Source organism: Brevundimonas sp., assembly GCF_016463485.1.
GTDB lineage: Bacteria > Pseudomonadota > Alphaproteobacteria > Caulobacterales > Caulobacteraceae > Brevundimonas.
On sequence record NZ_JAEMRD010000003.1, the window covers coordinates 1 to 12093 of the forward strand.

Here is a 12093-nt window from a genome sequence, read left to right on the forward strand (position 1 = left end):
CGGCCGGCTGACGGCGAAAGTCGTGATAAAAGGTCACCACGCCGTGGACATCGGCCCTGCTCAAATTCAGCGCATCAGCGACTACAGGAACGATGCGGTCGTCGATGTATCCGAACTCGGCTTGCACGGCATGCAGCCACGGCAACAGCATGCCGCGATCAATACCCAGCGTCGCCTTCAGCCGGTCGACCGCCGCCGCGTAGATCGGGTCCGCTTGAACACCCGGTCGTTCAATCGGCCTGTCTTTGCGTCCCATCCGACCGGACTGCCGCGCCGGCAGACCACCGTCAAATCGCGGTTTCCAATGGATGATAAGCAGAGACTATCATGGTGGAGAAAATTTCGGCGCGAGGGCGAGGCCTCGCGCGGCAAGTGCCGCGGCCTTGGCTAACCGGCTGGTCGGTGAACGATCCGAGATGATCAGGCCGACCCTGCTAAAGGGCAATGGATCGTCGAATCGGACCACCCGCGCCCACAGGTCTGTCGGCAGAAGGCTAGCGTAGACATCCGGCACGATCGACGCATAGACGCCGCTCTCGACCAGCGCCATCAGGGCCACATACGAATCCGCCGTCGCGCGGGGATGTACCGCCAGACCCCGTTCAGCGAGATGGGCGTCCAGTATTCTGCGGTTCTGCATCCCTTCGTGGAGCAGGCACAGGGGGTAGGACAGGGCCTCATCTACGCACATGCCTGCGGCGTCGGTCGGGCGGCTGCCCGCTTGGGCAAGAAACACTGCGCGCTCGGAATACAACGGCACGCTGACAACCTGGGCCGGCGGCTCGTGGTCGAGATAGGTGACCCCAGCGTCCAGCTCGAACGCGGCCAAGCCCCGCTCGATCTCGCGGGAGGTCAGCGAGCGCACGGAGACGGTCAGGTCCGGATGCCCAGCCCTCAACGCCCGCACGAGTGGGCCGATGACGGGCATGGATGCGGGGATCGCACCCAGCCGCAAGTCGCCTCGCAGCGCCCCCGTATCGGCCTCGGCCGCCTGGTGCAGCCCATCCAGCATGGCAACGACCTGCTGGGCCCAGGGCAGAATGGCCGCACCGTCCGCTGTCAGGCCGATGAAGCGCCGGTCCCGATCGACAAGCCGCTTTCCCAGCAGATCTTCCAACGTCAGCAGACCCGCCGACAGTGCGGGTTGGGTCACATTGCACGCCGCCGCCGCACGAGCGAAATGCCCCTCTCGGGCCAGGACGACGAAATATTCGAGCAGTCGCAGTTGCATGACGTGTTCCGTGACGGGTCGACGAGGACATCTGGATCCGTGCTCGGTAATCTCTAGCGGGCGGCTCTGTCACAGCCAAACTCGCGCGCCATCGCTTGTCATTCTAGATACGATCACACATTCTGGATTTGATCGGCTCGTCAGGTGTAGACGGACAAGGCTCGAACATGACCATAACATCGCTCGACATGGCGAAATCCGCATCGCCGCCTGGCCGAGCGATGACGACCTGGCCGATCGCAGGCCCACCTGCGCTCACCCTGACGGCCTTTGACCTCGCCGAGGTCGGATACCGGGTCGATGAACATCTCCTGTCCGGGCACGCCACCGCCTACAAAGCGTCAGGGCCCCAGGGCCGCGACGGCCGCTGGTCTGCGAGACCGCGAGATACAGCCCAATACGCGACGCGTCTGGTTGTCGTGCGGCCCGTCGATGCGACCCTGTTCAACGGCACGGTCGTCGTTGAATGGCTGAATGTCAGCGCCGGGGCCGATACCGCGCCGGAGTGGGGATACACGCATCGCGAACTGATCCGGAGCGGCTACGCCTGGATCGGTGTGTCTGCTCAGAAGGCCGGGATCGATGGCGGCGGACTGATGGCTTTTCCCGGAATGGAGGCTCTGAAAAAGGCCGATCCCGAACGCTACGGATCGCTCAACCACCCCGGTGACGCCTTCTGCTACGACATCTTCACCCAGGCCGCAAAGGCGGTTCGGGCCGAGCCGGAGAGACTCTTGGGCGTCCAGGCAGCGAAGACACTGATCGCCGCCGGAGAGTCACAGTCGGCAGGACGGTTGACGACCTATATCAACGCCATCGCGCCGCTGGAACAGGTGTTCGACGGATATCTGGTCCATTCGCGATTTGGCGGCGCACCGGGCCTCGGCACGTCGTCGATCCTGATGTCGCTGCTGACCGCGCTGCGGCCGATCCATATGCGCGCCGATACGCCCGTCCCGATCCTGAACTTCATCACCGAGACCGACCTGATGATGAAGCGGTTCGGCTATCTTCCGGCGCGTCAGCCTGACCATGATCGACTCAGGACCTGGGAGGTCGCGGGCACGGCTCACGCCGACACCTACGTCATGGGGGCGTCCCCGATGGACAGTGGCACGGCGTCCTTGGAAGCGTTGGCCCGCGCCATGGCCCCGACCTGCGACCTTCTGGGTCTGACCCTGCCCGGCGAGATCAACGCGGCTCCGCAACACCACTATGTCATGATGGCCGCCTTGTCCGCGCTGAACCGGTGGGTCACCACAGGCGAGGCTCCGCCGACCGCGCCGCGATTGACGCTGGAAGCCGACAGACCGGCGAGGCTGAAACTTGACGACACCGGCAACGCCGTGGGCGGCATACGCTCGCCCTGGATGGACGTCCCGACGTGCCGACTGTCCGGGCTGGCCGTAGCGAAAAGCCGGATGGGGGCTCTTTTCGGATCAACCGCTGCCTTCGCACCGGCCGTTCTGGCCCGCCTCTATCCGGCCGGGTACGACGACTATATGGCAAAGTTTCGTGAGGCGCTGACGGCAGCGATCACCGCCGGTTTCATCCTGCCCCAGGACCGCGCCGAGATCGAAGCCCTGGCGGCGGCGAGCTATCCGAAGTGAGCTGAACCTCGGGGTGTCTGCTCCGCGTCGGACCGGATGCCTTCGAGCAGCAGGGCCAGGATGCGCGGCGCGCGGACCCGGCGCTCCTCCAGTCCCCACCGCTTCAAGGCAGACCCCGCCATGACGGTCAGGTCCAGCAGGTCCGTCTCGTCGAGATCCAGACGGACGATCCCGGCGCGGCGCGCGGTCTCCAGCGGAACCTGACAGATGGCGACGAACCGAGCCAGCAGCGGTGCCGGAACAATGAGGTCGCTGTCCAGCAGAGGTGCGACGTCGATGTCCTGGTCGATCATGGTCCGGATGAGGCTCAGCAGCCCGTCCGGCTGATCCGCGAGATCGGCCGCCTGGGCTTCGAGGTCGTCGAGGTTGCGGTTCAAGAGGGCGACGACCAGGTCGATCCGCTCCGGGAAATGCCGATACAGGGTGCCCCGCCCTACCCCGGCCCGTTTCGCGATCTCGCCCAGCGGTGCCTCGACGCCGCCCGCCGCGAACACCTGAGCCGCCGCGTCCAGCAGGGCAGCCCGATGACGGACCACATCCTTGCGCGGCAATGGCTTCGGAACAGAAATCGTCTTTTTGTTCAAAACGGACATTGATGTACTGTTTTTTCGGGTGGATAGTCGTCGTCTGGAACCGCGACCGACGCAAGCGTCACGGACCATACAAGGGACGAAAACCGTGCAGGACCAATTCGACTACATCGTCATCGGTGCAGGTTCGGCGGGCTGCGTGCTCGCCAACCGACTGTCGGCCGACCCGGCCAACTCGGTCTTGCTGGTCGAGAGCGGGCCTTCAGACGACAGCCTGTTCGTTAGGATGCCACGCGGGATCGGCGTGCTGCTCACCCCCGGCAACGAGCGGCTGTTCACCTACGAGGCGCGCCAGGGCGGCAATCGCAAGACCGAGACCTGGGTTAAGGGTCGTACGCTCGGCGGATCCAGCTCGGTCAACGGCATGGTCTATATCCGGGGCGCGCCCCGCGATTTCGACGGCTGGGAAGCCGAAGGCTGCATTGGCTGGGGCTGGGACGAGATGCGTCGTCGCTTCATCGAGCTGGAAGACCACGAACTGGGGGTGGGCCCGGATCGGGGCGTCGGCGGGCCGCTGAAGATCAGCGTGCCCGCGTTCGGCGATCCGATGAGCGAGGCGTTGATCACCGGCGCGGGCGAACTGGGTGTGCCCCGGGCCCGCGACATCAATGACCGGGCCTCAGTCGATGACGGCGGGTTCGGCTATCAGCCGGTGACGATCCACGACGGCTCGCGATTCAGCGCCGCCAAGGCCTTCATCCACCCGATCCGCAAGCGTGACAATCTGACGGTCGTCAGCGACACCCACGCCCTGCGCCTCCATTTCGACGGGACGCGAGTCACCGGAGTAAGGCTGCGCGGCAAGGCCGGCGAGCGTGACGTCCGGTGCGGGCGCGAAGTCATCCTCAGCGCCGGCGCGATCGAGACCCCCAAGCTGCTGCAACTGTCGGGGATCGGCCCGCGCGACCTGCTGACCTCGCTGGGAATCGACGTGGTCGCCGAGGCGCCCAACGTCGGCAAGAACCTGATCGAGCATCGCTATCTGTCGATCCAGCACCGCAGCCGTGCGCCCAGCCAGAACGAGAAGCTGCGCGGGCCGGCTATGCTGGGCAGCCTGCTGACCTATCTGTTTACCGGCAAGGGCCCGATGACGCGCGGCGCCTACGAGGGTGGGGGCTTCATCAAGACCGACCCGGCGCTGGCACACCCGGACATCCAGATCGGCGTCGGCCTGTTCTCCATGGCAGAGATGGGGATGTCGCTGGACGGTGCTCCGGAGCCGAAACCGGGCGAGACGCCCAAGCCGCCGAAGATGCAGGTCGATTCCGCGCCTGGAGTCTCGGTGGGTGGCTATTTCACCCAGCCCAAGAGCCGGGGCGAGATGCGGATCCAGTCGGCCGATCCCGATACGCCCCCGATCATCGACGCCAACTATTTCTCTCATCCCGACGACCGCAAACACTCCATCGCGATGGTCCGCTGGATCCGACGGTTGATGCGGACCGAGGCGGTTCGACCTCTGATCGTCGAGGAACTGGTTCCCGGTCCCGCCTGCGAAACCGATGACGAGATCATCGAGGCCTTTCTGACACTTGGGACCACCGCCTTCCACGTCGCAGGAACCTGCCGGATGGGATCGGATGCTCAGTCAGTCGTCGATCCTCGATTGCGCGTCCGGGGTGTCAGCGGTCTGCGCGTCATGGACACCTCCGTGATGCCCACTCTGGTGTCCGGCAACACCAATGCGGCGACCCAGGCCATGGCCCTGCGCGCCGCAGATCTGATCCTCGAAGACGCCGCCTGACGGCTGACCCCTCCCCTATTCTCTGGAGACCACCACCGTGGACATCCCCTTCACCGACATCAGCAACCTCTATATCGACGGCAGATGGGTACCAGGTGACGCACCCGCCGAGGCGGTCCTGAACCCCGCAACGGAACAGATCATCGGCCATGCGCCGGTCGGCGGCGTCGGCATGGCGGACGCCGCAGTCGATGCGGCGCGACGGGCCTTCGACAGTGGCCCGTGGCCGCTGATGTCGATGGCTGAGCGGGTAGCGGTGATGACCCGCCTTCACGCCGCACTCGAGGCGCGCAAGGCCCGGATCGCCGCCCTGATCGTCGCCGAGGTCGGATGTTCACAGGGCATCACCTGGGCCATGCAGGTCCAGGCACCGCTCGACCATTTCCGCGACGCCATGGTCCACGCCATGCGCGACACCACGGTGCAGTTGCCGATCGAGGCCACCCCCAACCCGATGAACCCGGAAGGGCCTCAGATTCTCGGAGGAACGACCGTGGTGCGCGAACCGGTCGGGGTGGTCGCCGGGATCACCGGCTACAACTTCCCCTTCCTGCTGAACCTGTCGAAGGTCGCGCCTGTCTTGCTGGCCGGCAACACCCTGGTGCTCAAGCCGTCGGCCTTCACGCCGTTCTCGGCCCTGTTGTTCGGTGAGGCGGCCGACGAGGCAGGCCTGCCCCCCGGCGTGCTCAACATCGTCAATGGAGGGCTCGAGGTCGGCCAACTGCTGACGACCGATCCCCGTGTCGACTTGGTCAGTTTCACGGGCTCCGAAACCGTCGGTGCCGCGATCATGGCCCAGGCCTCGCCGACCCTGAAACGCGTGCATCTGGAACTCGGCGGCAAGTCAGCCCTGATCATTCGCCACGACGCCGACGTGCAGCGCGCGGCCATGACGGTGGTCGGGATGCTGTCGGTCAATGCGGGCCAGGGCTGCGCCCTGTTGACGCGCCTGCTGGTCCACAACAGCATCCGCCCGGCCTTCGTCGAGACGGTCAAGGCCTTCGCCGCCATGTGGAAGATCGGCGATCCGGCCGATCCCAGCGTCATGATGGGGCCACTGATCCGCGAGTCGCAGCGCGCCAAGGTCGAACACTATATCCAGCTGGGTCTCGATTCCGGAGCAAAGCTGATCCACGGCGGCGGGCGACCGGCGGGCCTGGACAAGGGGTTCTTCACCGACCTGACGCTGTTCGACGATGTCGACAACAACTCGGCCATCGCCCAGGACGAGATCTTCGGGCCGGTCGGCTGCATCATCGGCTTCGACACCGACGACGAGGCGATCCAGATCGCCAACGATTCTCGCTACGGCCTGAACGGCGGCATCGAGACTGCCGACGCCGCGACCGGTTATGCGATGGCCAGACGTATCCGCGCGGGCAGCGTGATGATCAACGGCGGCACCGGCAAGATGAGCTTCGCCCCCATCGGTGGCTACAAGCGATCCGGCGTCGGCCGCGAGTACGGGCCGGACTGGCTCAAGGAATTCACCCAGGAGAAATCCATCTTCTATCCGGTCGGCCGCTAGCGGCGACAGGCGACGGCGTGCAGGCCCCGTCGGCCATCGGCGGATCAATAAAGGCGCAAGGCCGATCCAACGGCGCGCTCAAGGGAGACTGAGACATGGCTGACACTTTCGCCGCGCCGAACCGGCGTACACTGTTCGGTGCAGCGGCGCTCGCCGCCGGCGCCGCCCTTTCGACCGAGGCCATGGCCTCGTCTGGCGTTGTCGCACAGGCCACGCCAGAGGCTCCATCCAGCCCAGGGTTCCCGGTCGTCGAGACCACCCACGGCAAGGTGCGCGGCCAGACGAATGGCGATGTGCGACAGTTCAAGGGCATCCCCTACGGTGCCCCGACCGGAGGTCGAGACCGCTTCATGCCGCCGCGCAAGCCGGAACCCTGGACCGGTGTCCGCGACGCGCTCGGCTTCGGCCCGGTCAGTCCCCAGACCCTGATCGATCTGCGCGCCGACCTGGCCATGCTGGTGCAGTGGGACCGTCAGGAGGGCGGCATGGGAGAGAGCCCGCTGCACCTCAATATCTGGACCCAGGGTCTGGACGACGGCAAGAAGCGGCCGGTGCTGGTCTCGATCCACGGCGGTGGTTTCGAGAGCGGATCGGGCAATGCGCCCGGCTTCGACGGGGCCCAGCTGGCCCGCTACGGCGACGTCGTGGTGGTGACGGTCAGCCACCGGCTGGCCAGTTTCGGCTATATCAACCTGGTCGACAACGGCGCACCGGCCGAGTTCGCCTCGGCGGGCGTGACCGGCATCATGGACCTGGTCCTGTCGCTGGAATGGGTGCGCGACAATATCGCTGCCTTCGGCGGGGATCCGGCCAATGTGACGATCTTCGGCCAGTCCGGCGGGGGCTACAAGACGACCGTGCTTTTAGCCACGCCCGCCGCCAAGGGCCTGTTCCACCGGGCGATGGTCCAGAGCGGCTCGGCGCTGAAGCTTACGGAACGCGAAGCCTCGGCCCGCACAGCTGCGGCCCTGCTGAACCATCTGGGGATTGACAAAAGCCGCATCACCGACCTGCAACAGGTGCCGTGGACCACGCTGCTGGAGGCCCAGACGGCGGTGGCAGCAATGCCGACCGGCGGGCGGTTCTCGCCTGTGCTCGACGGGTCCTATCTGCCGCGTCATCCGTTCGATCCGAGCGGTCCGGCGGAGTCGGCCGACATCCCCCTGATTATCTCGACGACGCTCGAGGACGGCGGCCTCATCAGCTTTAACTGGGACCTGGACGAGGCGGGACTGAAGGCTCAGATGGCCGCAAGGATGGGTCCGCTCGGCGACCAGGCCGTCGCCCTGTACCGCGCCCGCTATCCGAACAAATCGCCCTTCCTGATCCAGGCCCAGATCGCGACCGATGCCGGCTTCCGCAAGAACGCGATCCTCCAGGCCGAGCGCAAGGCAGCCCAGAGCCCAGGCAAGGTCTGGATGTACCAGTGGGATTGGGAAACCCCGGCATACGACGGCAAGTTCGGAGCCATCCACGGTATCGACGTCTCGGCGTCGTTCCACAACTACCGCGACGGCATGGTCGGCTGCGGCGTGGCGTCGGGGCGGCTGATGTGCGACCGACTGGCCTCGACGCTGATCGCCTTCGCCAAGACCGGCAATCCGAACAACGAACAGATCCCCGCTTGGCCCGCCTATGACGCCGGGACACGCGCAACGATGATTTTCGACAACGAGATGCGCGTCGAGAACGATCCCAGGTCGGAGATCCTCGGGTTCTGGAACAGCCTGCCGGCACCCACGCCGGCGCGGTAGACCCTCAAAGCCGTGGCAAGTTCTGTGTCCGCTCAAGGACGATGCGTCGCGCCAGTGGTGCATCGCCCCTGAGCAGGGCCTGACGCAGACCTGGAACCGACGCAACGGCGGGGGCCGTAACTTGCGTGGAGACGGCCGCCACGACGGACAGGAATATCTCGATCGCGTCATCGCCGGACAACGGACCGAGTTGGTCAAAAATCGATGACTCACCGACGGATTTCAACCGCTCTGCACGGACGGCATCCGGCGTCTCGCAGGCGGCGCTCACCGCCTCGAGCTGGAGCTGTCGATGGAAGGACGCCAGATCGTCGGAGGCGACCGTCGTCTGCCCCAGATACTCAAGCGCGCGCGCAACGGCCCGAGCCGGGTCGGGCACTGTGACGACCACGCCACCGGAACGCCCGCGCTCCATTCGGACCACCCCGTTCTGCTCCAGAATGCGGACGGCCTGTCTAAGGGTGCCCACCGTGACCTTGTAACGCGCCAACAGGTCGCCCGCCCCGCCGATCCTCGCACCCGGCCGCCAGCCGAGCAGGCGAACGTCACGCAGCAGCTCGCGCGCCAGGCGCTCGGCCGGGCTGGATCCGCCGCCTATGGGCTGTTCAGTCTCGATCGGCGGCAGGAGGCGACCCTCCCTGTCGATGGCGCTCCAGGCGTCCTGGCTGTCCCGGATCACGGCCAGTTGTCGGCGGCGCAGATCGAAAAGAGCGGCGACATCGCCGGCCATTTGCGCGTCGACCATTTCCAGCAGGGCGTCCCACCACGAGCGCTGAAAGTCCTGCCCCCCGGCGACGACGCTGTAGGGTGCCAGATCCTGGCCGTAGTCGGCCGTCACCTCATAGGCGAGACCGGCCAGAGGGTCCCTGACCAGACGTCGGATGGCGACCATCAACTGACCGATCTCGCCGGCGGGCATGAGGCCGGCATTGCTCGCGCGCCTTAGCCGTTGGGCCAGCTGGCGTATGCGCTGGCACTCGACCAGCTCAAGCCTTGGCGTCGCTGTCAGAAAGACGTGTGTGTCGGTCGCCTTCAACAAGCGTTCGAGGGCGTGGGGGCCCTTCATCCGGCTTTCCAGCACAATGGCGAGCGCCCTACCGGCTGAACGTGGATCGGGAGGAGAGACGACTAGGCCACCGCCCGCGCCCCGCTTCATCGTGGCGACGCCACGCTCATCGAGAATGCGGACCGCCTGACGCAGGATTGACCGCCCGACATCGTGGCGAGCGCGTAGATCCTGCTCGGACGCGACCACGTCTCCCGGCTTCAGGTTCGATCCCCGGATCAGGTCCGTCAGTTGTGTCGCGAGTTGGACGGCGGCCGGATCGGCGGACATGGTTCTAACCGTCATTGTCGCACGGACGCCGCCGATCGATACGCGATCCGGCGAGGCCCGGATAGAGACATCGATCGACGGCGCTTGCGCGACGCGCCGAAACCCGGATCAGGTCCCGAAATCGAACCGCAACTCGACTCCGAAGAAGCGAGGCTGGCCGTACAGATAGGTGGCGACGCCGAACTGGCTGGTCAGCTGGTTGTTGGTCCCGGTGATATATTCTTCATCGGTCGCGTTGCGGACATAGGCGGCGGCACTGACGCCCGTGCCGTTGATGTTGCGCCAATCGGCCCGCAGATCGATCCGGGTATAGGCGTCGACATTGGTGCCCATGCTGGACAGGGCGACCAGGGCATTGCCGTTCGGCACGTTGGCCGGATCGGTCGCGATGCCGCTCTGGTAATAGACGCTGGCCAGAGCCGACAGGTCGCCCATGCCTTCGGGCAGCGGGATTTCCACGCGGGGCGTGAAGTTCAGCTGGTGCTCGGGCGTGTTGGGGAAGCGGCTGCTGGACAGGTCGCCCAGCAGGGCATCGTTATAGCTGTCGTATTTGGCGTCGAGATAGGTGTATTGCACCGAGGCGCTGAACCAGTCGGTCGGGGCAATGGTCAGATCGAGATCGATCCCGGCGATGGAACCCGCAGCCGCGTTGCGCGTCACCGTCGATGCCGGCACGGTCGCCAGGTTCACGAACCGCTGGATGTTGGTGTAGTCATCGTAGAAGACGTCGGCCGCATACCGCACCTGCCAGTCGCCCAGGACGGCCAGACCCTTGATCCCGAACTCGTAGTCCGTGACTTCCTCGGGCTGGAAGAACTGGTCCGCCGGGTTGATCGCCGTGCCGTTGAAGCCGCCGCTCTTGAAACCCTTACGGACGGTCGCATAGACATTCAGATCCTGGCTGAACTGGTAGTTGGCCGCGACGTTCCATGTCGTCGCATCGAAGCTGGCGAACAACCTGGCACCCGCCGCCGCGCTAAGACCGGTCGGGTAGGGCTGGAGCGGCGAGAACAGCACAAAGGTCTCTGACGGTCCGCTCGAGCGTTCGTCGGTGGTCTTGCGAATGCCGCCGGTCAGGGTCAGCTGATCCGTGACGGCCCAGTCGACCTGACCATAGAAGGCTCGGCTGCCCGAGGACCCTTGGGCGATGTTGACGGCCTGGATCACGCCGCCGTTGGGCAGAAGGCCCGGGATCCGCACGAACTGACGCGTGTCAAATCCGTAGACGATCGGCGTGTTGGAATCCTCGGTGAAATAGCCGATGACCCCGTCGATGTTCCCGAAGTTGAATTGGGCCTGGAACTCTTCGCTGGTGGTCTTGGTCTTCTTGCCGACCGGGTTGGTGACGTGCAGGACCGTTACCGGGCTACCGTCGAGGTCATAGGATTGCCCGGCTGTGAATCGACGCTGGCTGTAGATGTTCTTCAGCGTCAGGTGATCGTTGAGGCGCCAGGTGGTCGTATTGATCCAGCCCTGGCTGTCCAGCTTGATGAAGTCAGGCTCGTAGTTGGTCGCGATGGATCGCGGCCCTCGCGCCCTCTGGGCCGTCAGAGCCGTCTGCAACTGGGTATAGATCGGCTCATTCGAGAACGTCGGGGTGATGACCGACAGCAGCAGGCCGGAACCGGCCTCATCGACCTCGACGTCCTGATAGAGCAGCGTGTTCTCGAACCCGTCGAACGGACGTGCCGTAATGCTGGCGCGCCAGGCCTGACGGTGCTCGTCATCCATCTGATCACCGGTCGTGACATTGTCGGTATAGCCGTCGCGGCGCAGCATCTGGCCCGCCACGCGGAACATCAACCTCTCGCCCAGGAGCGGGCCGCCGAGACCGAACTCGACGTCGCGGCGGCTGTAGTTGCCGACCCGGCCCAGCAGATAGCCGTTGAAGTCCTCGCTCGGCGCCTTGGGCGCGAACAGGATGGCACCGCCGGTGGTGTTCCGGCCGAACAATGTGCCCTGCGGTCCCTTCAGGACCTGGATGCCCTGCAAGTCGAAGATGGCGTCTCCGAACGAGGGCACTTCGGCAAAGTAGGGCACGACGCCGGGAGAATTCTGACCGAAGGTCTGACCCTGGCCGCGAATCGAATAGGTGATGTTGTTGCGGTTTGCGGTGGTGTTCTGAACACTGAGGCCCGGCGCGACCTGACCCAGGTCGTTGGCATCCCGGACGCCCTTTTCTTCGAGGATTTCCTCGCTCAACGCCGTTACGGCGATCGGCACTTCCTGCAGGCGCTCCTGCCGACGACGGGCAGTCACGACCACGTCGTCCACGGCCGATGCGGAATTCGGGTCACTGG

General features: G+C 65.5%; 9 protein-coding genes. 4 read left to right on the forward strand and 5 right to left on the reverse strand.

The features are described 5' to 3' along the window. Both JHC99_RS01115 and JHC99_RS01120 read right to left on the reverse strand, forming a co-directional pair. Nucleotides 1–256: NAD(P)H-dependent oxidoreductase subunit E (locus JHC99_RS01115; RefSeq protein WP_292151630.1), on the reverse strand; the 256-nt coding region annotated here is incomplete at its 3' end. 69 nt (nucleotides 257–325) lie between these two features. Next, nucleotides 326–1231: a LysR family transcriptional regulator gene (locus tag JHC99_RS01120; protein WP_292151631.1), complete on the reverse strand. Its 906-nt coding sequence runs from the start codon at nucleotides 1229–1231 to the stop codon at nucleotides 326–328. A 167-nt stretch (nucleotides 1232–1398) separates the two neighbouring features. Between JHC99_RS01120 and JHC99_RS01125 the strand changes: the two genes are divergently transcribed. Further along, a complete protein-coding gene (locus tag JHC99_RS01125) occupies nucleotides 1399–2841 on the forward strand; it encodes an alpha/beta hydrolase domain-containing protein (RefSeq protein ID WP_292151632.1) in 1443 nt (480 codons plus the stop codon). Here the strand turns inward: JHC99_RS01125 and JHC99_RS01130 are convergent. After that, nucleotides 2829–3377 carry a TetR/AcrR family transcriptional regulator gene (locus JHC99_RS01130; protein ID WP_292151633.1) on the reverse strand — a complete coding sequence of 183 codons (549 nt, stop codon included), beginning with the start codon at nucleotides 3375–3377 and terminating at the stop codon, nucleotides 2829–2831. The genes JHC99_RS01125 and JHC99_RS01130 overlap by 13 nt on opposite strands. Nucleotides 3378–3519: 142 nt before the next feature. On the opposite strand from JHC99_RS01130, the gene JHC99_RS01135 reads away from it, so the two are divergent. The 3 genes from JHC99_RS01135 (at nucleotide 3520) to JHC99_RS01145 (ending at nucleotide 8457) form a co-directional block, all read left to right on the forward strand. Continuing rightward, entirely contained in the window at nucleotides 3520–5175 is a 1656-nt protein-coding gene (locus JHC99_RS01135; RefSeq protein ID WP_292151634.1) for a GMC family oxidoreductase N-terminal domain-containing protein, read from the forward strand. A gap of 37 nt (nucleotides 5176–5212) precedes the next feature. Continuing rightward, the gene (locus JHC99_RS01140; RefSeq protein ID WP_292151635.1) at nucleotides 5213–6703 is read left to right on the forward strand and encodes an aldehyde dehydrogenase family protein; all 1491 of its coding nucleotides are present in this window, start codon (nucleotides 5213–5215) and stop codon (nucleotides 6701–6703) included. Between the two features lie 95 nt (nucleotides 6704–6798). Then, a complete protein-coding gene (locus tag JHC99_RS01145; RefSeq protein ID WP_292151636.1) occupies nucleotides 6799–8457 on the forward strand; it encodes a carboxylesterase/lipase family protein in 1659 nt (552 codons plus the stop codon). Nucleotides 8458–8461: 4 nt separating this feature from the next. Here the strand turns inward: JHC99_RS01145 and JHC99_RS01150 are convergent, their stop codons facing one another. Beyond that, on the reverse strand, nucleotides 8462–9793 hold the full coding sequence (locus JHC99_RS01150) for a GntR family transcriptional regulator (RefSeq protein ID WP_292151637.1): 1332 nt from the start codon (nucleotides 9791–9793) through the stop codon (nucleotides 8462–8464). Between the two features lie 108 nt (nucleotides 9794–9901). After that, nucleotides 9902–12052 (reverse strand): TonB-dependent receptor, encoded by a 2151-nt coding sequence (locus JHC99_RS01155; RefSeq protein WP_292151638.1) that lies wholly within the window; start codon nucleotides 12050–12052, stop codon nucleotides 9902–9904. Nucleotides 12053–12093 lie beyond the last annotated feature (41 nt).

Excerpts from the sequence above, each read along its gene's own strand:
- JHC99_RS01120 (WP_292151631.1), bottom strand. The coding sequence starts at position 1,231 with ATGCAACTGCGACTGCTCGAATATTTCGTCGTCCTGGCCCGAGAGGGG.
- JHC99_RS01150 (WP_292151637.1), bottom strand. The coding sequence starts at position 9,793 with ATGTCCGCCGATCCGGCCGCCGTCCAACTCGCGACACAACTGACGGAC.
- JHC99_RS01125 (WP_292151632.1), top strand. The coding sequence starts at position 1,399 with ATGACCATAACATCGCTCGACATGGCGAAATCCGCATCGCCGCCTGGC.
- JHC99_RS01145 (WP_292151636.1), top strand. The coding sequence starts at position 6,799 with ATGGCTGACACTTTCGCCGCGCCGAACCGGCGTACACTGTTCGGTGCA.